Here is a 21902-nt window from a genome sequence, read left to right as displayed (position 1 = left end):
TAGGAACGGCTTTAAAACATATTACTCTTTAGCTTCTTGTGCTGCAAGCGGTAAATAATATTTATAGCTTTTGATGCCTCCAAATATTGAAAAGCTTCCTAAAAGGATAAAAATCCCAGCTACTATATAAGTAATAGCGTCACCATTTAAAAATAGCTGATTAATGCCAAAAAGGGCTACAAAAATTCCTAGAGCAATGCTGGATTTAGAAGAAATCCATTTTCTTTCTGCAGGACGTCGTTTACAGCGTACATATTTTACTTTGTAGTATAGATAAAATGAAAGTGAAATCGTGATTAAAATAACTAACACTGGCATAATAGAATAACCTCCATGATTCGACACTTTGATTTTATTTTAACGGTTCATTCAAAAAAATGCCATTACTTGTTCATTAACTATTTTTAATCATATAAAAAAATTCTTGATAATAAAGGAGCAAACAATGAAAGAACATATTTTAGAAGTGATAAAAGAATATGAAACAATTATTATTCATAGACATGTGCGGCCAGATCCAGATGCTTATGGCTCTCAAGGAGGGCTAGCCGAAATCCTTAAAGTATCATTTCCGGAAAAAAATATATACACGGTTGGGAAGGAGGAAGAAACATTACATTATCTTCGAAGACTTGATCAAATTCCCAATGAGGCTTATAAAGGGGCTTTAGTCATTGTTTGTGATACCGCAAATGCTGAAAGGATATGTGATGATCGCTATCATCTAGGTGATAAGTTAATAAAAATTGACCATCATCCAAATGTAGATCCATATGGGGATATAATGTGGGTTGATACGCATGCAAGCTCCGTCAGCGAAATGATATATGAATTTTATCTAGCTGGAAAAGATAGAGGTTTAAAAATGTCAAATGAAGCAGCCAGACTATTATTTGCAGGAATTGTTGGGGATACAGGCAGATTCCTTTTTCCAAGCACGTCAGAAAAAACATTTGCTTATGCTGGAGAGCTTATTCATTATGATTTTTCTCGTACTGAGCTCTTTGACAAAATGTATGAGCTATCACCGAATGTTATTAAATTAAATGGCTATGTTCTCCAAAACTTTGAAACGAAAGAAAACGGTGCCGTAGCAATGGTTTTAAGGAAGGAATTATTAGAGGAATTTCAGGTTAGTGCATCGGAAGCATCCCTTCTTGTCGGAACTTTAGGAAATATTAAAGGGATTAAAGCTTGGGTTTTCTTTATTGAAGAAGAAGATCAGATAAGGGTTAGACTCCGCTCTAAAGGCCCAATTATCAATGAAATTGCTAGAAAATATCAAGGCGGCGGCCATCCGCTAGCTGCAGGAGCATCCATCTATTCTTGGGATGACATGGGATTAGTCATAAAGGATTTAGAAGAAGCTTGTAAAAAATAAAAATTGGGGTTGTCCCATAAGGTGTCTGGCATCCACATAAGAAACAATACCTAGAATCTCACTCGCTTATTGATATTAGATATTGTTCGTGGTGCCTGACACCTTTGCTTTTGGGACAACCCCATAGTTGCTATTTCTACTCTAATTTAATTTCTAATTGAATCGATAAAGTTGTATAAATGACCATTTTTTTTACATCAAGACTGTAACGTTTATCATTTACCTTAAAGACCTTATTCTCGATTATCTTTTCTATTAAATCACTGCTTTTATCAACAGTTTCAATATCTTTAGCCCTCATCATGTTGATGTCTTCTTGAATTTGATGTTCAATTTCAAAAACGCTGTAGGAGTCCAATTTATATTTCTCACTGTTTCTAATCTTAATTTTTATTTCTTGAACGGTTAACTTGTCACGATTCTTTTTATTAAGCTCTTTAAATTCTTCCTGCCAAATTTTTTTATCTTCTTTAAGATCATATATTTCTTCAGCTTGCTTATTGATCAGGTGGCTATATTTCTCCTGCCATTCACCGAAAATAAACAAAAAAACAGTCCAGCTGATAATCCCTCCGATAGCGGCTCCAGCTAAAAATCGCTGCCAGGAAGGCCGACGGTAATATGGAGGAATCCTCATGGTGAAATCTGCTCCTGAGTGAGCCAATTAATGAGCATAGCGGCAGTTTGGGCACCTCCAAGAGCAGAGAGGATTAGTAGAAATTGCTTAAATAAATCCTTAGTTTGCCCATCTAAGAATCCTTTCTCGAAGCTGTAAACAGTATCAAATGTCCCTCCGATTGCAGCAATGATGGCCCAAATCCGAATGATATTAGATATCCTTATTACTTCAGTTAAAGGAGGCTTTCCTGTTAGAAAGGCAGCCAATCCGCCAATGATGGATCCGCCAATAACAACACCCAATGCAATGAAATAGCTTTCTATTAATGATGCGAAAAATGGTTGGTCATTCATCTTCTATCATCCTTACTGCAGGAATATATTCCTTTCATCTCTCCCCTGCAAAAGATACACTGTTACTACATCATATGGACAAACCTTGTAAAATATGATCATTTACGAAAAGCATTTTTCATTCACAAAATAGAACATATTTTCCTTTTTTCTATAATCGTCCTATAATATATTCAATAGTAGAAGAATTAAGGGTGTGAACGAATTGTCATTTATTCACCTTCATGTATATAGTGCGTATTCCTTGTTAACTAGTACTGCACCTATTGAGCAATTGGTTGCAGACGCAAAGCAAAAAGGTTTTTCTTCACTAGCATTAACGGATCGTAATGTCATGTACGGTGCGATTGCTTTTTATAAGGAATGCTTAAAGCAATCAATCAAGCCTATCATTGGCTTAACAGTTGATGTACTTAGCGAAATAACTCCTTCTAATGCCTATCCGCTCGTCCTTCTTGCAAAAAACAAAATAGGATTTCAAAATCTAGTAAAAATTTCTAGTGTTGTTCAGACGAAATCTCATGAGGGAATTCCGTTGAAATGGCTCAAAGCGTATTCACATGGTCTAATTGCAATAAGTCCTGGAATGGAAGGGGAAATAGAGCAGTATTTGAGCCATGATGAATATGATAAAGCAAAAGAAGTGGCGGAATTATATAAAGGATTGTTTGAAAAAAAACATTTTTATCTCTCCCTGCAGAATCATCGTATTGATCAAGAAATAAAAATACTTCCTAGTTTAGTTCGTATTTCAAGTGAAACAGACATCGAATTAACGGTAACGAATCAAGTTTATTATTTATCAAAAGAGGATGCATTTGCGCAAGGTTGCCTGCTGGCAATAAAAAATGGTGAGAAAATACAGGATGATGCTAGAGAACATCTAAATAGTGATGAATACCACTTAAAGACTTCAACTGAAATGGTAGAATTGTTTGTGGAATATCCATCGGCTCTGGAAAACACACTGAAAATTGCTGACAAATGTAATGTTAGTCTTGAACTTAATCAGCAAAACTTGCCTAAGTATCCAGTTGATAAAGATACATCTGCTTACGAGCTGTTAGAGGAGATTTGTTGGAAGGGCTTTAAAGAAAGATATTCAACTATTCATGATGAGCATCAAAGAAGATTATCATATGAACTTCAAATTATAAAAAAAATGAAGTTTAGTGATTATTTCTTAATTGTTTGGGATTTTATGAGGTTTTCAAGAGAGAATGGGATCTTAACAGGGCCAGGCCGGGGATCGGCAGCTGGATCAATGGTAGCGTATGTTTTGTATATTACGGATGTCGATCCTATTGAGCACAAGCTGCTATTCGAGCGCTTCCTTAATCCAGAGCGTATTTCAATGCCTGATATTGATATTGACTTTCCGGATCATCGAAGGGATGAAGTGATCAAATATGTTTCCAACAAATATGGAGATTTGCATGTTGCACAAATCATCACTTTTGGAACACTTGCGGCAAAGGCTGCAGTACGTGATGTAGGACGAGCTTTCGGGTTAAATCCTAAGGAATTGGATAATCTTTCGAGAAGAATTCCATCTAAATTGGGAATGACGCTTAAAGATGCTTATAAGGAATCTGAGGCGTTAAGAATGTTTGTAAAGGAGTCAGATTTTAATCGCAAGCTATTTGAAACTACACTTAAAATTGAAGGCTTGCCAAGACATACTTCCACACATGCTGCAGGTGTTGTTATTAGTGAAAAGCCATTAGTAAATGTCATTCCAATCCAGAATGGCCATGATAATGTTTATTTAACTCAGTATTCGATGGAGCATTTAGAAGATGTCGGTTTATTGAAAATGGACTTCCTTGGATTAAGAAATTTATCCTTGATTGAGAATATTTTAACCTCGATCAAAAGAAAGACAGGGAAAGAAATCAAGATTAAAGAGATTCCACTAGATGATGAAGCAACCTTTACGTTATTAAGCAGAGGAGAAACGACTGGTATTTTTCAGCTTGAAGCCCAAGCAGTCAGAAGAGTTTTAACGAGACTTAGACCTACCTGCTTTGATGATATAGTGGCTGTTAACGCTTTAAATCGTCCAGGTCCTATGGATAATATTCCATTATTTATTGAAAGAAAGCATGGTAAGCAAAAGGTTACTTATCCACATCCTGATCTAATTCCAATCCTAGAGAATACGTACGGTGTCATAGTTTATCAGGAACAGATCATGCAAATAGCGGCAAAAATGGCAGGATTCACATTAGGAGAAGCAGATTTACTAAGGAGAGCTGTCAGCAAGAAGCAAAAAGAGGTCCTTGACAAGGAGCGTAGTCATTTTGTAAACGGGGCATTGAACAAAGGGTATAACGAAAAAACAGCGAATGAAATTTATGATTTAATCGTCCGCTTTGCAAACTATGGCTTTAACCGAAGTCATGCTGTCGCCTATAGCTTTATTTCTTATCAGTTAGCGTATTTAAAGAGTCATTATCCACTACATTTTATGGCTGCCCTTCTAAGTTCAGCTATAGGAAATGAGGAAAAGGTTTCACAATATATTCGAGAACTTAAACAAATGAATATTAAAATACTTCCTCCCTCTATCAACAATAGCGGCTATACATTTTTAGTAGAAAAAGATGCGATAAGATACAGTTTATCAGCCATAAAAGGCCTTGGTGTGTCTGTGTTAAAGGAAATATTTAGCTCGAGGAAAAATAAGAAATTCGACGATTTATTTGATTTTTGTATTAGAGTATCTTCTAAAGCCATTAATCGTAAAGTGATGGAGGCATTCATACATTCAGGAAGCTTTGATGAATTTGGACAAGACCGGGCTGTCCTTCTTGCAAGCCTGGATGCTGCAATCGATCATGCCAATTTATTGAAGGCTGATGATGAACAAATTGATTTCTTTGCTGACGGTGATTTTTTTCCAAAGCCAAAATATACAGAAGTAGACCCAATTCGTTCAGAGGATAAGCTTTCGTTTGAAAAAGAAGTGCTAGGACTGTATCTTTCAGATCACCCAGTTTCAATATTTGAGACGTATTTACCTCTATTAGGTGCAAATCCGCTTAACCATTTACAGCCCAACATGAAAAAAGCGAAGGCTGTTGTATACTTGACAAATATCAAAAAGATCCGTACGAAAAAAAATGTACCTATGGCTTTTTTATCTGTTAGTGACCAAACAGAGGAAATAGAAGCAGTTGTGTTTCCAACTACATTCAGCAAGTTCTCATCTCTATTAAAACAAGGAAATATTCTTGTCATTGAGGGTAAGATCGAAGAAAAGGATGGGAAACGTCAATTTATTATTGATAAGTGTGAAGATGTGAAAGCGGCTATAGAAGAGGAAGAAAATAAAGACCCAGTATTGTATTTAAAAATTACAAGAGAAAATGAAAATGCAGAAGTTCTTCATTTCTTAAAAAAATTATTTGGAGAAAATGAAGGAAACATTCAAGTTGTGTTATATTATGAAAGCACCAAAAAGAGCATTCGTTTAGGTGAAGAGGATATGGTAAATCCTGGTGAAAACTTCATCCGAAAAATTAAATCATCCCTTGGCGAAAGTAATGTTATTTTAAAGAAATAGTACATTTTTCTACTCATGATTATACTTTACAACATGATCAAATATGATATATTTGTAAAAAGAGAACTGGTCTGACCACTATACTAGTAGTGGAGATGATTGTTATGAGGTTTATATATTAGCCGATTACCATTATGTAAATATAGCAACTAAGGGGTTATTCACGAATAATAGTAATCCAAAGGAGAGAAACTAGATGACTTTACGTGAAGAAGCTCTTCACATGCATAGAGTGAACAAAGGAAAACTGGAATCAAAGTCCAAAGTACCAGTGAGGGATGCTAGGGACTTGAGTCTCGCCTACTCACCTGGTGTTGCTGAGCCTTGTAAGGAAATTTATGATAAGCCTGAAACAGTATATGAATATACGATGAAAGGCAATATGGTTGCTGTGGTTTCAGATGGAACAGCTGTACTTGGTCTTGGAAATATTGGTCCAGAAGCTGCTCTCCCTGTTATGGAAGGAAAAGCTGTTCTTTTTAAAAGCTTTGCAGGGGTAGATGCCTTTCCAATTTGTTTAAATACTACGGATATTGATAAAATAGTTGAAACCGTTAAATTACTAGAACCGACATTTGGTGGAATTAATCTGGAGGATATTGCTGCTCCAAATTGCTTTGCTATTGAAGAAAGATTAAAGAAAGAAGCAAATATTCCTGTCTTCCATGATGATCAGCATGGAACTGCTATTGTAACGGTTGCAGGGCTTGTTAACGCACTAAAAATAACTGGTAAAAAAATGAATGAAATTCGTGTAGTTGCAAATGGTGCTGGTGCTGCTGGTATTGCGATTATTAAACTTCTCTATACCTATGGTGTTCGAGATATTATTATGTGTGACACAAAGGGTGCAATCTTCGAAGGTCGTCCACAAGGAATGAATGAAGTAAAAAATAATGTGGCGAAATTTACAAATCGTGATAAATTGCAAGGAAGCTTAGCTGATGTAATAAAAGGTGCTGACGTATTTATTGGTGTTTCTGCAGCAGGTGCATTGACATCAGAAATGGTTAGTTCGATGAATCAAGATCCAATTATATTTGCGATGGCAAATCCTACACCAGAAATTATGCCTGAGGAAGCAAAGACTGCTGGAGCAGCTGTCATTGGAACAGGAAGATCAGATTTCCCGAACCAAGTAAACAATGTCCTTGCATTCCCTGGGATTTTCCGTGGTGCATTAGATGTTCGAGCAACTCATATTAATGAAAGAATGAAGATTGCAGCTGTAGAAGCGATTGCTGGTCTTGTAAAAGAAAGCGAACTAAATGCAGATTATGTCATTCCAGGTCCTTTTGACCCAAGGGTGGCTCCTGAGGTTGCCGCAGCAGTAGCTAAATCAGCTATGGAAACAGGTGTAGCTCGAATCAAAGTAGATCCAGAAGAAATTAAAGAAAAAACACGAAAACTCGCAGATATTGGGAAAAGTGAGTGATCCTTAATCGTGAGTCAATATCAAAAAGATTCAAAGATTTATGTTGAAATTGTAAAAGAATTAAGAACGATGATTGATAGAGATGGATTGAAGCCTGGTGATAAATTGCCTTCTGAACGTGAGCTATCGGAGCGCCTGATTGTAGGGCGCTCTTCCGTTCGTGAAGCATTGAGGGCTCTTGAACTCCTAGGTTTAATTGAAACCAGAAGGGGAGAAGGAACCTTTATTCGTGATTTTCAGGGACACCAGCTTGTGCAATTGTTAAGTACCTTTATATTGCGAGATGAAAAAGCGAAAAAGGATATAGTAGAAACAAAATATTTAATTGAAATGGATTGCTTGCTGTTAGTTCAAAATAAATCAAATGACGATCAATTGTTGAGCTTCAAAAGCTGGGCAGATTCTGCCGTCTTTACAGATGACGAGTTTTTCCTGAAGGTTGCTATGCTAGCAGACAATCATCTTTTTCTTAGAATTTGGACAATATTAAAAGACTATTATAATTCATTAAAAATGGACAAGGTAGAAACGACAAAGCTTGAGTATATGAATGTAATAAATACATTGTTATCCAGACAAAGAGCAGAACTTAGGGAAGCCTATAGAAGCTTAAGAAAAATGTCGAATGTTTAACGACAGTTTTTTGCAGATTTTGTAGCTTTTTTATTTTATATTAAATAGGATAGACAAGCCTTTGCCTGTATGACTTTAATTTTTCAATAGTGGTCTGACCACTATCTCGTATTTTCACTTTTGTAATTATAAATACCTAATTTACTTATTGTTTGATTAAAGTCATGCACAGTTATAGATGGATCAGGGAGGTATAACCTTGCTTAAAGAGATTTTTTCAAAACCAAAAAAGAAGAAATATGCAACAATCCCTTCGGAAACAGCCAAGCAGGATGTACCAGAAGGAATTATGACGAAGTGTCCGAACTGCAAAAAGATTATGTATACTAAGGAACTAGTCAAAAATTTAAAGGTTTGTTTTCATTGCCAATATCATCATTCAATGAACTCAAAAGAAAGACTGGGAAGCTTCCTAGATGAAAATAGTTTTGAAGAATTGAATGCTGATATGATATCGGAAAATCCGCTGAATTTTCCAGATTATATTGAGAAGCTTGAAAAAGACCGTAAAAAAAGTGGGATAAATGAAGCGGTAGTAACTGGAATTGGTATGGTAGAAGGACAAAAAGTGGTCGTAGCCGTTATGGATTCTACCTTTCGAATGGGGAGCATGGGATCTGTAGTAGGTGAGAAAATAACCCTTGCTATTGAAGAGGCAGATGAGTTATCCGTTCCGTTTATCATTTTTACAGCATCAGGTGGAGCTCGGATGCAGGAGGGTGTACTCAGTCTCATGCAGATGGCTAAAACGAGTGTTGCTTTGAAAAGATTTAGTGACAATGGCGGATTGATCATATCGATCATGACACATCCAACAACAGGCGGTGTATCAGCAAGCTTCGCATCTTTAGGTGACTATAATTTAGCGGAGCCTGGCGCATTAATTGGCTTTGCCGGAAGAAGAATCATTGAGCAAACGATTCGTGAAGAATTGCCAGAAGATTTTCAGACTGCTGAATTCCTATTAAAGCATGGACAATTAGACGCTGTAATCTCTAGACTTGAAATGAAAGAAAAGATTGCATCGATTCTGTCTATACATCAACATGGGGGTGACCTCGAATGGTAGGAGAACTTGAATTCGAACGTCCAGTTACAGAACTAAGAAAAAAAATAGCAGAGCTAAAAGAATTTACAAAAAATGCTGAGGTTGATTTATCAGCTGAAATAGAGAAATTGGAAGCTCGATTAGAAAAATTAGAAAAAGATATTTATGAAAATATGAAACCGTGGGATCGAGTACAAATTGCACGCCATCCAGGTCGTCCAACAACTTTGGATTATATTTCACTCCTTTTTACTGATTTCTTTGAATGTCATGGAGATCGAACTTATGCTGATGATGAGGCAATTGTTGGTGGGATTGCTAAATTTAAAGGGCTTCCTATTACGGTAATAGGTCATCAGCGTGGGAAAGATACAAAAGAAAATATTCGTAGAAATTTTGGAATGCCTCATCCTGAAGGGTATCGTAAAGCATTAAGATTAATGAAACAGGCTGAAAAATTTAGACGTCCAATCATCTGCTTTATCGACACAAAAGGGGCTTACCCAGGAAAAGCAGCAGAAGAACGCGGGCAAAGTGAAGCGATTGCCAGGAATCTATTTGAGATGGCCGGTTTAAAAGTACCTGTGATATGCATCGTAATTGGAGAAGGTGGAAGCGGTGGTGCGCTGGCACTAGGAGTAGGAAATCAAATTCATATGCTTGAGAATTCAACCTATTCGGTAATATCACCAGAAGGTGCTGCGGCCATTCTATGGAAGGATGCCTCTCAAGCTAAAAGGGCTGCGGAAAGTATGAGAATCACTGCTCCTGATCTAAAGGAATTAGGTGTTGTTGATGAAATCATCCCTGAAGTTAAGGGCGGAGCACATAAAAATGTAAACGAGCAGGCAAAAAATATTGAGAACCTTCTACTATCATCCTTAAAAGAGCTTAGAGGATTATCTGAGGACGAATTAGTCGCTCATCGATATGATAAGTACAAAGCAATTGGAAAATATTCTTTTTTAAAGGAATTTATTGGGGTAAAATAAGAACGTGCTATTAAAGCACGTTTTTATTTTTTTCTCTTCCAAGAAAGATACGCTACTATACGTATTAATTATGCGCTCAAACGGATTAAGTTGTGATAGCTGTATCTTCATGGTATTTTAGAGATAAACCAACATAATGAAAGAATTTCTGAACTATTGGTAGAATTTTTACAATGTGTTTTGTTTATACCAACATAGTACTCATTGTAATTTTTATTAAATATAGTACTTCACACAATTTACATATGAAAATATGAATTAAGAGGTGGGAGAAATGAAACGAATTGGTGTGCTTACGAGTGGTGGAGATTCTCCAGGAATGAACGCCGCTATTCGTGCAGTTGTTAGGAAGGCGATTTTTCACAATATCGAGGTTTTTGGTGTATATGGAGGATATTCTGGCTTAATAAGCGGTAATATAAAAAAACTTGAGCTTGGATCTGTTGGAGATATTATTCATCGTGGAGGAACAGTTCTTTTCTCTGCAAGATGTGAGGAATTCAAAACCAAAGAGGGCCAACAAAAAGGGATTGAACAATTAAAGAATAAAGGAATTGAAGCATTAGTTGTCATTGGGGGAGATGGATCTTATCAAGGAGCTAAAGCACTAACTGAGCTTGGATTCCCTTGTATCGGTGTCCCAGGAACAATTGATAATGATATTGCAGGAACACAGTATACAATCGGTTTTGATACAGCAATTAATACAGTTATTGACGCGGTAGATAAAATTCGAGATACGGCGACTTCACATGAAAGAACATTTATTATTGAAGTGATGGGAAGGAATGCTGGAGATATTGCTCTTTGGGCAGGGCTTGCAGGGGGAGCAGAAACGATTCTAATCCCTGAAGAGAATTATAATATGGATGAAATAGCACAAAGATTAATGAAGGGGCATGAACGGGGGAAAAGACACAGTATCATTATTGTGGCAGAAGGTGTAGCAACTGGGATGGAATTTGCGAAGCAAGTTGAAGAAGCGACAAACTTTGATACAAGAGTGTCTGTCTTAGGACATATGCAGCGAGGCGGGTCACCAACGGCATTCGATCGTGTTCTAGCAAGCAGACTTGGTGCTAGAGCGGTAGAACTTCTTCTTGAAGGTAAAGGAGGACGCGCTGTTGGGGTCGAAAATAATCAAGTCGTTGACCATAATTTAAGTGAAATCCTAGGAATAAAGCATACAATCGATCTTACTCTTTATAATTTATCAAAAGAGCTTTCGATTTAAATTATTGTATATTTAAGAAAAGCGAGGCGACGGAACAACCCTAGTCTCGATTATTTTGGGAGTCGCAGCAACCACAATGAGGAGGAATCATTATGCGTAAAACAAAGATCGTTTGTACGATAGGGCCAGCAAGTGAAAGTGTAGAGAAATTAATACAGTTAATTGAAGCTGGTATGAATGTTGCACGATTAAATTTTTCTCACGGAAATTTTGAAGAGCACGGGCAACGTATTAATAATATTCGGGAGGCAGCAAAACAAACAGGGAAAACAATAGCGATACTTTTAGATACGAAAGGTCCAGAAATTCGTACACATAATATGAAAGATGGCGCAATTGAATTAATGGCTGGCAGCGAAATTATCGTATCGATGGATGAAGTAGAGGGAACTGCAGAAAAGTTTTCTGTTACATATGAAGAATTAATTGATGATATTGAAATAGGTACAAAAATATTACTTGATGACGGCTTGATTGCACTAGAGGTCATTAATATTAATCATGCATCAAGGGAAATCTCTACAAAAATTTTAAACGGTGGGACATTAAAAAATAAAAAGGGTGTAAACGTTCCTGGAGTCTCTGTAAATTTACCGGGTATTACAGAAAAGGATGCACAGGATATTCTGTTCGGAATTGAACAAGGAATAGATTTCATTGCAGCATCTTTTGTTCGCAGAGCTTCAGATGTTCTGGAAATTAGACAGCTTTTAGAAGAAAATAATGCCTCGCATATACATATTATTCCTAAAATTGAAAATCAAGAAGGGGTCGATAAGATCGATGAAATTCTTGAAGTTTCTGAGGGCTTAATGGTAGCAAGAGGAGATCTCGGTGTAGAAATCCCTGCTGAAGAAGTTCCTTTGGTGCAAAAGCAATTAATAAAAAAGTGTAATGCACAAGGAAAACCAGTTATTACAGCGACACAAATGCTAGATTCCATGCAGCGCAATCCACGTCCGACTCGTGCGGAAGCAAGTGATGTAGCGAATGCTATTTTTGATGGTACAGATGCAATTATGTTATCAGGTGAAACCGCTGCTGGATCCTATCCTGTTGAAGCTGTGCAAACGATGCATAATATTGCTTCTCGAGCTGAGTCGGCGTTAGCACATAAAGAAATTCTATCTTCTCGCAGTAAAGATAATGAACATAATATCACGGATGCTATTGGTCAATCCGTTGCGCATACTGCTCTTAATTTAGGCGTAGATGCAATTATCACTCCGACTGAAAGCGGCCATACAGCAAGGATGATTTCAAAATACCGTCCTAAGGCTCCTATCGTTGCTGTAACATCAAATGATTATGTATCACGACGCCTTGCATTAGTGTGGGGGGCTTATCCGCAAATTGGAAAAAAAGCTACAACAACAGACGATATGTTAGATGCAGCTGTCGAAGAAAGTTTAAATAGCGGAATCGTATCCTCTGGCGATTTAGTTGTGATTACAGCTGGAGTTCCAGTAGGTGAGACGGGTACAACGAATTTGATGAAAATTCATGTTATAGGGGATATCGTTGCAAAAGCTCAAGGAATTGGGCGTAAATCTGCATTTGGAAAGGTTGTAATTGCACGAAATGCAGAAGAAGCACTCTCAAAAGTTACAGAAGGCTCGATACTAGTTACAATAGGATCTGATCGAGAAATGGTACCGGCTATAGAGAAATGCAGCGCCCTAATTACTGAGGAGGGTGGGCTGACTAGCCATGCAGCTGTAGTGGGATTAAATATTGGCATTCCGGTTATCGTTGGGGTTGAAAATGCAACAAAATTATTTAAAGATGGTCAAGAAATTACAGTAGATTCCAATCGTGGTGTAATATATAACGGACATGCTAGTGTACTTTAATAGGTGATAGAATGCGTTATCTTGTCTTAATCATGATTACTGTTCCTGCTGCCGAGATTGCAGTTTTACTCTTATCAGGTAAGATTATTGGAGTTTGGCCAACAATAGCCTTAATTTTATTTACTGGATTTCTAGGTGCCTACTTAGCTAAAAAGCAGGGGCTTGAGACGATTAGAAGAGTCAATGAGCAGCTTCAGAATGGCCAAATGCCAGGAGATGCTATTTTGGATGGGATTTGTATTCTTATCGGTGGCATATTGCTGCTCACACCTGGATTTATAACGGATATTACCGGCTTACTTATGCTTACTTCACCAACGAAGCTCTTTTTCAAAAAGCTAATTTTAAAGATGTTTCGAAAATGGATGGATAGAAATACATTTACAATCATTAGGTAATTGTAAAGAAGAACATTAAAAAGCCACTCTTTTGCTCTAAAAGAGTGGCTTTGTTATATATATTTGTTTAAAATAATTCTAAAAAAATTATCTTATGCTTCGCTACCTTTAATAAATGCCCATATATCTCGGAATACGTTCGCTTTATGAAGAGTCGTAATAATCACAAGTGTGACTGGTCCGACAATTAAACCTAAAAATCCAATTAGCTTAAATCCAACAAATAAGGAAATTAATGTTGCAAGCGGATCAAGTCCGATATTGGATGAAAGTATTTTTGGTTCCATTATTTGACGCTGAACAAGAACGATTGTATACAAAACTCCTAATCCAATAGCCATTCCAATATCTCCAGTAATTGCTTCATAAATAATCCATGGAACAAAGACTAGCCCAGTTCCTAAATATGGTATAACATCAATAATGCCAGTAATTAATGCAATTGTCATGGCATAATCAATACGTAATATTAACAATCCTATTAAAATAATGACTGTGGTAAGGGAAATGAGTGTTGCTTGAGCTTTAATAAATCCAAATAGAGCTTTTTTCAAATCTGCAAACACAGTGATTCCGCTTTTTTTTGCTCGGTTAGGAATAATCTTGCTTCCCAAGGTGGATAGTCGATACCAATCCTTACTAATAAAAAATGTCCCTAATAAAGAGAAAATTAGAACGCTTCCTGCATTCGGAAACCACGAAATGATTTTAGGGATTTTTCCAAAAAAGTCTTGGATAAATGCACCAACAGTAGAACCGATCTCTTTACCGACACTTTCTATATTCGCTAAGATTGTATCTTGCTGTCCAGTACCTAGATTAACAAATATGCTTGTTATCTTATTATATAATGGAATAATTTGTGCAGCTATGAATTGCTCAGTGTAATCAATTAATGTATCAAGATGATCAGGAACAACTTGCGCTAAATATTCTGTCCCTGAAACAATTTCAACTATTAAAAGAGTAATCAGACCAGCAAAAATAGAAATTAATAAAACTAGGCTTATTACTACTGAAAGTCCTCGCGGTATCCTACACTTATGTTGTAGGAAATTAACGAGAGGATTTATTAGAAATGCAATAGCAAATGCTATTAAAAAAGGATAGGTTAATTTTGATAAATAGTAAAAGCCCATGAAAATTAAAACAATAGAAGCAATAACAATTAAAAAACGTATCGTACGATTAATATATTTAGGGTTCAATTAGGTTCCTCCCTTATATAGCTTAAATAAATAATCTTCTGCTGTTCTTTTCACTTATAAATGAGAAGATCTATCAATTCATATTGAATATTCCTTGAAAAATATTTTATCATTTTCATGCAGCATATTCATCTAATAGATACGTATCAAGATCTAAAAGGATTCACTCAAGATTCTAGATTAGTAAAAAATTTATTATAATTATTTTTAGATTCATCTATGTATAAAGGTTATTACATTTTTAATATTTCTAATGCTATGTTAGAATAATATCGGAAGGATGGTAATTATTTGATTTCCCAATCATTCATTTTTTTGTTGCTTTTATTAGTTATTGGAGCTATTGCTAAAAATCAATCCATATTAATTGCTGTAATAGTACTCATGATTCTAAAGCTTGTCGGATTTGATTCGAAAGGCTTTTCATATTTACAGTCTAAAGGAATAAATTGGGGAGTTACGATCATTACGATTGCAGTCCTTGCGCCGATTGCAAGCGGAGATATCGGATTCAAGGAATTAACAGCTTCATTTAAATCCCTCTATGCGTGGATTGCATTAATATCTGGAGTGGCTGTTGCACTTCTGGCCAAAGGTGGAGTCACGCTATTAAGTAAAGATCCTGAAATTACAACAGCTCTAGCATTTGGAACGATTTTAGCAGTTACATTATTTAAAGGAGTTGCGGTAGGACCATTAATTGGTGCAGGTATTGCTTACACGGCAATTAAAATAGTTGAATTCTTTAAATGAATGTTCTTGGCTAATAGGAATGTATAAGTTTATTAACGTAAATAGGTATATTTGATTTATGATTAATTTACTGCTGAGAAAAATGCAAAAGAAAATCAAAGTTTTCGCCGAAAGGAACTTGCCGTATGGTAAGTTTTTCTAGTATATAAGAAATATTAATAAATCTCCATAAGATAAACTTATGTCTTTTTAAAAAAATATTAATTAATTCTTATTTTTCATCGCTTTCCATTCACAAAAGTCTGATAATTGTTTATAATAGGACTTGAAAGTGCAACCTTTCTCATAGAACTAAATGAAAGATAGTTTAACTAAATTAGTTCTATTACATTGAAAATTGTAAGCATTTTCTTTTCTGTCATATTACCGAGCATTCGCTCGATTTTTACAACTCCTTAATGTTGATTTATTATAATTAGGAGAGTTACAAATGGTTGCCTTTTAATATTTATTAATTTGGTCTGTGGTTCGGACTTTTTAGTCGTCTTTTTAGGTCGATTAATAGCCTATATATCTCAGATTATTTATTAACTAATAGAGTCATGAGATTAAGAACATGACTTACAGACAATTGGGTATGGGGAATATTTATTATGTAAAGGAGAGATTCAGTATGACAGTAACACGCGGTCTTGAAGGGGTAGTGGCTACAACATCATCTATCAGCTCAATCATTGATGATACATTAACATATGTTGGATATGATATTGATGATTTAGCTGAAAATGCAAGTTTTGAAGAAGTAATATATTTGCTTTGGCACAGACAGCTTCCGAATCAAGTCCAACTAGAGGAATTAAAAAATCAATTAGCTGAGAATGCAGAATTACCACAAGAAGTTTTGGAACATTTTAAAATGTATCCTATCAATAAAGTACACCCGATGGCTGCCCTTCGTACGGCTGTGTCTCTTTTAGGCTTATATGATGAAGATGTAGATTTAATGGATAAAGAGTCAAACTATAAAAAAGCAATTCGTTTGCAAGCGAAAATGCCAGCAATTGTTACCGCATTTGCACGGATCAGAAAAGGTCTAGAACCAATTGCTCCAAGAAAGGACCTTTGCTTTGCCGCGAACTTCTTATACATGCTATCAGGAAAAGAACCCGAAGCAATTGCAGTTGAAGCTTTAGATAAAGCATTAGTTCTACATGCTGATCATGAATTAAATGCGTCAACATTTACAGCTCGTGTTTGCGTAGCTACTTTATCAGATGTATATTCAGGGGTTACATCAGCAATTGGTGCTTTGAAAGGACCATTACACGGAGGTGCCAATGAAGCAGTTATGAACATGCTGTCTGAAATTGGTACACTTGAAAACGTAGATACTTATATTCGTGAGAAGCTTGAAAAGAAAGAAAAAATAATGGGCTTTGGTCATCGAGTTTATCGCAAGGGTGACCCTAGAGCTAAGCATTTAAGAGCAATGTCTCAAAAATTAACAGAGCTGACAGGTGAACCACATTGGTATGAAATGTCAACACGAATTGAAAGCATCGTAACTGGTGAGAAGAATCTGCCGCCAAATGTTGATTTCTACTCTGCATCTGTTTATCATAGCTTAGGAATTGATCATGATTTATTCACGCCAATCTTTGCTGTAAGCCGTGTTTCTGGATGGCTTGCTCATATTCTAGAGCAATATGAGAATAACCGTTTAATCCGTCCGCGTGCAGATTATACAGGACCGGGTATGCAAAAGTATATTCCGATTGAGCAAAGAGGATAAGTAACTAAAGACAGAGTAATTTACGTAATTTGAAAAATTGTTTTAATATAAAGAGAGCAGATAAAGGTTAGGGGCAATCGCCATCTAACCTTTGCGAGAGATGTCTAGCTCCAGCGCCTACCCCCTCGAGGTCACAAACCAATCCTCCCAGAAAGGTAAAGAACACCTTTCTAGGAGGCTTGTCTTGTGCTTGTCGGGGGTGACCGAGGCGCTTGCGCTTTTCTTATGATAAATAGCATCGTCACCCCTATAAATAGATCTTATAGCCAGGGAATATGTCATGCTGCTTAAAAAATGGAGGGAAAAAACAATGCAAGGTGAAAAAATCACGGTTAGTAATGGTAAATTAAACGTTCCAAATAATCCAATTGTCCCATTTATTGAAGGAGACGGAACTGGTCCTGACATTTGGGCTTCTGCTTCTAGAGTACTGGATGCTGCTGTAGAAAAAGCATATAATGGCGAACGTAAAATTGTCTGGAAGGAAGTATTAGCTGGAGAAAAGGCGTTCAATCAAACAGGTGAATGGCTTCCTTCTGAAACATTAGAAGTAATTGATGAATTTTTAATCGCAATTAAAGGTCCACTAACAACTCCAATCGGAGGCGGTATTCGTTCATTGAATGTTGCACTTCGCCAAGAATTAGACTTATATGTTTGTCTGCGTCCAGTACGCTGGTTTGAAGGAGTACCATCGCCTGTAAAGCGTCCACAAGATACAGATATGGTTATTTTCCGTGAAAACACTGAAGATATCTATGCAGGAATTGAATATGCAAAAGGCACGGATGAAGTGAAAAAATTAATCTCTTTCCTTCAAAATGAATTTGGTGTTAATAAAATTCGTTTCCCAGAAACTTCTGGAATCGGTATTAAGCCTGTATCAGAAGAGGGTACTAGCCGTTTAGTTCGTGCAGCAATTGAATATGCTATTAAAGAAGGCCGCAAATCACTTACGCTTGTACACAAGGGCAATATTATGAAATTTACTGAAGGAGCATTTAAAAACTGGGGTTATGAGTTAGCTGAAAGAGAATATGGTGACAAAGTATTCACTTGGGCACAGTATGATCGTATTAAAGATGAGCAAGGCGTAGAAGCAGCGAATAAAGCACAAGCTGATGCAGAAGCTGCTGGTAAGATTATCGTTAAAGATGCGATCGCTGATATCTTCTTACAACAAATTCTTACGCGTCCAAATGAGTTCGATGTTGTAGCAACAATGAACCTAAATGGCGACTATATTTCTGACGCACTTGCTGCACAAGTTGGAGGAATTGGTATTGCTCCTGGAGCAAACATCAACTACGTTACAGGACATGCAATCTTTGAAGCAACTCATGGAACTGCTCCAAAATATGCTGGTTTAGACAAAGTGAATCCTTCATCTGTCATTCTATCTGGTGTGTTAATGCTTGAACATCTAGGATGGAACGAAGCTGCTAGCATGATTGTGAAATCAATGGAAAAATCAATTGCTTCTAAAGTTGTTACTTATGACTTTGCTCGCTTAATGGAAGGTGCAACAGAAGTGAAATGCTCTGAATTTGGTGATGAATTAATTAAGAATATGGAGTAATTTATTTACCTTACACGATATTTCTAAGGGGGATTCGAAATGTCATTAAAGCGTAAAAAGATTTCTGTTATTGGTGGCGGTTTTACAGGAGCAACAACTGCTTTTTTACTAGCACAAAAAGAGCTTGGTGATGTCGTACTCGTTGATATTCCACAAATGGAAAATCCGACAAAAGGTAAGGCTTTAGATATGCTTGAAGCAAGTCCTGTTCAAGGCTTTGATGCAAATATTACAGGAACTTCAAGTTATGATGATACGACCGACTCTGATATCGTTGTTGTAACAGCAGGTATTGCACGTAAGCCGGGCATGAGTCGAGATGATTTAGTTCAAACAAACCAAAAAATCATGAAAAGTGTTGCACAGGAGATTGCTAAACACTCCCCTAATTGCTTTATTGTTGTATTAACAAATCCTGTGGATGCAATGACTTACACCATTTTTAAAGAGTCTGGTTTTCCAAAAAACCGTGTAATTGGACAGTCTGGAGTTCTTGATACTGCTCGCTTCCGTACATTTGTTTCTCAAGAATTAAATCTTTCAGTAAAAGATATTACTGGATTTGTTCTTGGTGGCCATGGCGATGATATGGTTCCGTTAGTACGTTATTCTTATGCTGGCGGTATTCCGCTTGAAACTTTAATTCCGAAAGACCGTCTTGATGCAATCGTTGAACGTACTCGTAAAGGCGGCGGAGAAATTGTGAATCTGCTAGGAAACGGTAGTGCATACTATGCACCAGCAGCGTCTCTAGTAGAAATGTGTGAAGCAATTCTTAAAGACCAGCGCCGTGTACTTCCTTCCATTGCTTATCTAGAAGGAGAGTATGGTTACGAAGGAATCTACTTAGGTGTACCGACAATCCTAGGTGCTAACGGTATTGAAAAAGTGATCGAGCTTGAGCTTACTGCAGATGAAAAAGCAGCTCTTGATAAGTCTGTTGAAGCTGTACGCAGTGTAATGGCTGTATTAGTGTAATATATATACCAAAATAAAAAAATTCGGGATTGAATACTCCCGAATTTTTTTATTATTTATCTTTTTTGGATACTATATAAATGATATAATAAATGAAATAAACTGAATAATTTTAATAGATTTTATTTAGTTTATTTTTTAAAAGTATCATTGGAACCGTTTACATAACTATGGAGGTGCAGCAAAAATGTTACTTGGAAAAAAGAGGAAGTTAGGAAGAGGAATCGAAGAAATTTCTGTTGGCGAAAAACTTACATTAACAGAGAAAATAGAGGATAAAGATTTATTATTGTATCTTGGACTTACTAATGATGCGAGCCCGCTTTATATCCAGCATGATTATGCATCACAAACTCCTTATAAAAAGCCAATTGTTCCTAGTATTATGCTAAATGGAATTATAAACTCTGCCGTTTCGAAATATTTACCAGGTCCCGGAAGCCATATACTAAAGCAGGATATCGAATATCTTAAGCCAGTATATCATTACGGAACTGTTCAGTTTCTTTTTGAGGTTACAGAGGTTAGCAATAGTAGTCATACAATTCAAATTAAAGTACAAGGTACAAATGAAGAAGAAGAAACGGTTATTCGTGGATCATTACTTGTATGTCCCCCACATCGCATTCAAGGTATGGATGGCGAAGCACTTGAAAATTTTTAAGCTAATCGGAAAGTTTAAGTTTATCGCAGATTAACGGGCTGTAAGACCCCCACCTCAAGAAGTTGAGTTAAGAATAAATTTCTAAGTGGGGGATCAACAGCCCGTAAAAGCCCGACGACGGACAGGATGTCCTAGTCAGGCGCAAGCCACAGAACGTGGCGTTTTGAGCGTGATTGGTGAAATAAGAATTTTCTTTGGGCCTCAGCCCTTAGAAAATTCAATCAGGCTCAGCGTGACTAACAATCAGTGGGGGATGAAGGAAAACCCCCACTGATTGAAGTTTCACTTTATAAACGTACTAAAGTAATGAGTGTTTTCAATTAAATATCTGCTATTAAGATCGCATAAGAAAAACTAAGGCATACGCCAAAAAGACTTGGCGAACGCTGAGTTTTTCTAATTATTTTACTAAGAGATATGCAAACTTGCATGTCTCTTTATTTATATTATAAGAATAACTTCTTTGAAGTTAGATTGCTGACTATAGCAAGCAGCTACCTGACGAATAAGACTTACTAGTGTCGACAATGCAACAGTAAAAGGAAAGTGGCGGCGAGTAGGCATTAAAGGAACAATTGTCTATCGAGTGTTTCGAAGGCACTTCTTCTAATGTTGCTCTTGTTACAATTTGGTTGCCAGTATATATTATTATTAGGATGGTATAAAAGGGGTTTTGTTAGCTCAGAATTATAGAACTATGGTTAGTTAATTTCCTATATAGTTCGGGCTAATTTAGGGGTAATACCGAAAAACGGAGGATAAAATGGGGAAGAAAATTCTAGTTGTAGATGATGAACAATCAATTTTAACATTATTGGAGTACAATCTAAAGCAGGCTGGTTATGATGTGATAACAGCTATGGACGGGGAAGAAGGAAAGGACCTTGCTATCCAAGAAAATCCTGATTTAATTGTGCTTGATCTCATGCTGCCAAAGATGGATGGAATTGAGGTTTGTAAAGAACTCCGCCAAAATAGGGTAATGACCCCAATACTAATGTTAACTGCAAAAGATGATGAATTTGATAAAGTTCTTGGTTTAGAACTAGGTGCAGATGATTATATGACGAAGCCATTTAGTCCAAGAGAAGTGATAGCAAGGGTTAAAGCGATTTTGAGAAGAACCCAAACTCTAACGGAGACGATGGAGAAAATCGAAGAGGAATTAGATAATATTCAAATTTCAGGTCTGAAAATTTTCCCTGATCAATATGAGGCATATTTTGAAGAGAAATTAATTGAATTAACACCAAAAGAGTTTGAACTTCTGCTATATTTAGCTAAAAATAAGGGCCGTGTACTGACGAGAGATCAATTATTAAGTGCGGTATGGAACTATGACTTTGCTGGTGATACAAGAATTGTTGATGTGCATATTAGCCATCTAAGAGAAAAAATTGAGCAAGATACTAAAAAGCCTATATATATAAAGACAATTCGTGGTTTAGGGTACAAGCTAGAGGAGCCTAAATAA

The 21902-nt window shown here is 36.5% G+C and carries 19 protein-coding genes; 15 read left to right on the top strand and 4 right to left on the bottom strand.

Annotated features, from left to right (window positions below):
• Nucleotides 1-21: 21 nt before the first annotated feature.
• Entirely contained in the window at nt 22-318 is a 297-nt protein-coding gene (locus tag FSZ17_RS17515) for a YtpI family protein (protein WP_057771998.1), read from the bottom strand.
• A 127-nt stretch (nt 319-445) separates the two neighbouring features.
• Between FSZ17_RS17515 and FSZ17_RS17510 the strand changes: the two genes are divergently transcribed.
• Nucleotides 446-1381 (top strand): DHH family phosphoesterase, encoded by a 936-nt coding sequence (locus FSZ17_RS17510; RefSeq protein WP_057771996.1) that lies wholly within the window; start codon nt 446-448, stop codon nt 1379-1381.
• Nucleotides 1382-1517: 136 nt separating this feature from the next.
• Here the strand turns inward: FSZ17_RS17510 and ytrI are convergent, their stop codons facing one another.
• Both ytrI and FSZ17_RS17500 read right to left on the bottom strand, forming a co-directional pair.
• A complete protein-coding gene (ytrI, locus tag FSZ17_RS17505) occupies nt 1518-2018 on the bottom strand; it encodes a sporulation membrane protein YtrI (protein WP_057771993.1) in 501 nt (166 codons plus the stop codon).
• Complete coding sequence (locus tag FSZ17_RS17500; RefSeq protein ID WP_057771991.1) at nt 2015-2353, bottom strand: sporulation membrane protein YtrH; 339 nt, start codon at nt 2351-2353, stop codon at nt 2015-2017. Before FSZ17_RS17500 ends, ytrI begins: the two co-directional genes overlap by 4 nt.
• A 205-nt stretch (nt 2354-2558) precedes the next feature.
• On the opposite strand from FSZ17_RS17500, the gene dnaE reads away from it, so the two are divergent.
• From dnaE to FSZ17_RS17460, 8 genes are all read left to right on the top strand, one after another.
• Nucleotides 2559-5921: a DNA polymerase III subunit alpha gene (dnaE, locus tag FSZ17_RS17495; RefSeq protein ID WP_057771989.1), complete on the top strand. Its 3363-nt coding sequence runs from the start codon at nt 2559-2561 to the stop codon at nt 5919-5921.
• A 196-nt stretch (nt 5922-6117) separates the two neighbouring features.
• On the top strand, nt 6118-7356 hold the full coding sequence (locus FSZ17_RS17490) for an NADP-dependent malic enzyme (RefSeq protein ID WP_057771987.1): 1239 nt from the start codon (nt 6118-6120) through the stop codon (nt 7354-7356).
• 69 nt (nt 7357-7425) lie between these two features.
• Nucleotides 7426-7989, top strand: coding sequence for a FadR/GntR family transcriptional regulator (locus FSZ17_RS17485; RefSeq protein ID WP_057772350.1), 564 nt, complete (start codon nt 7426-7428; stop codon nt 7987-7989).
• 199 nt (nt 7990-8188) lie between these two features.
• Nucleotides 8189-9058, top strand: a complete 870-nt coding sequence (gene accD, locus FSZ17_RS17480; protein WP_057771985.1) for an acetyl-CoA carboxylase, carboxyltransferase subunit beta — start codon at nt 8189-8191, stop codon at nt 9056-9058.
• On the top strand, nt 9052-10029 hold the full coding sequence (gene accA / locus FSZ17_RS17475; protein WP_057771983.1) for an acetyl-CoA carboxylase carboxyl transferase subunit alpha: 978 nt from the start codon (nt 9052-9054) through the stop codon (nt 10027-10029). The genes accD and accA overlap by 7 nt, the downstream gene beginning before the upstream one ends.
• 274 nt (nt 10030-10303) lie before the next feature.
• On the top strand, nt 10304-11263 hold the full coding sequence (gene pfkA / locus FSZ17_RS17470) for a 6-phosphofructokinase (protein ID WP_057771981.1): 960 nt from the start codon (nt 10304-10306) through the stop codon (nt 11261-11263).
• A 92-nt stretch (nt 11264-11355) separates the two neighbouring features.
• Nucleotides 11356-13116 (top strand): pyruvate kinase, encoded by a 1761-nt coding sequence (gene pyk / locus FSZ17_RS17465; protein WP_057771979.1) that lies wholly within the window; start codon nt 11356-11358, stop codon nt 13114-13116.
• 11 nt (nt 13117-13127) lie between these two features.
• Complete coding sequence (locus tag FSZ17_RS17460; protein WP_057771977.1) at nt 13128-13514, top strand: FxsA family protein; 387 nt, start codon at nt 13128-13130, stop codon at nt 13512-13514.
• Between the two features lie 92 nt (nt 13515-13606).
• On the opposite strand, the gene ytvI is transcribed toward FSZ17_RS17460, so the two are convergent.
• Nucleotides 13607-14722, bottom strand: a complete 1116-nt coding sequence (ytvI, locus tag FSZ17_RS17455) for a sporulation integral membrane protein YtvI (protein WP_057771975.1) — start codon at nt 14720-14722, stop codon at nt 13607-13609.
• 291 nt (nt 14723-15013) lie between these two features.
• On the opposite strand from ytvI, the gene FSZ17_RS17450 reads away from it, so the two are divergent.
• From FSZ17_RS17450 to FSZ17_RS17425, 6 genes are all read left to right on the top strand, one after another.
• A complete protein-coding gene (locus FSZ17_RS17450; protein WP_057771974.1) occupies nt 15014-15475 on the top strand; it encodes a DUF441 domain-containing protein in 462 nt (153 codons plus the stop codon).
• 613 nt (nt 15476-16088) lie between these two features.
• Nucleotides 16089-17207, top strand: a complete 1119-nt coding sequence (gene citZ / locus FSZ17_RS17445; protein ID WP_057771972.1) for a citrate synthase — start codon at nt 16089-16091, stop codon at nt 17205-17207.
• 310 nt (nt 17208-17517) lie between these two features.
• Nucleotides 17518-18786: an NADP-dependent isocitrate dehydrogenase gene (icd, locus tag FSZ17_RS17440; RefSeq protein WP_057771970.1), complete on the top strand. Its 1269-nt coding sequence runs from the start codon at nt 17518-17520 to the stop codon at nt 18784-18786.
• A 39-nt stretch (nt 18787-18825) separates the two neighbouring features.
• Nucleotides 18826-19764, top strand: a complete 939-nt coding sequence (gene mdh / locus FSZ17_RS17435; RefSeq protein ID WP_057771968.1) for a malate dehydrogenase — start codon at nt 18826-18828, stop codon at nt 19762-19764.
• A 187-nt stretch (nt 19765-19951) separates the two neighbouring features.
• Entirely contained in the window at nt 19952-20428 is a 477-nt protein-coding gene (locus FSZ17_RS17430) for a MaoC/PaaZ C-terminal domain-containing protein (protein WP_057771966.1), read from the top strand.
• Between the two features lie 763 nt (nt 20429-21191).
• Entirely contained in the window at nt 21192-21902 is a 711-nt protein-coding gene (locus tag FSZ17_RS17425) for a response regulator transcription factor (RefSeq protein ID WP_057771964.1), read from the top strand.

This window comes from Cytobacillus dafuensis (assembly GCF_007995155.1).
Lineage (GTDB): Bacteria > Bacillota > Bacilli > Bacillales > Cytobacillaceae > Cytobacillus > Cytobacillus dafuensis.
Note: the sequence above shows the minus strand (reverse complement) of the source record. Positions and strands in the feature narration are given on the sequence as shown.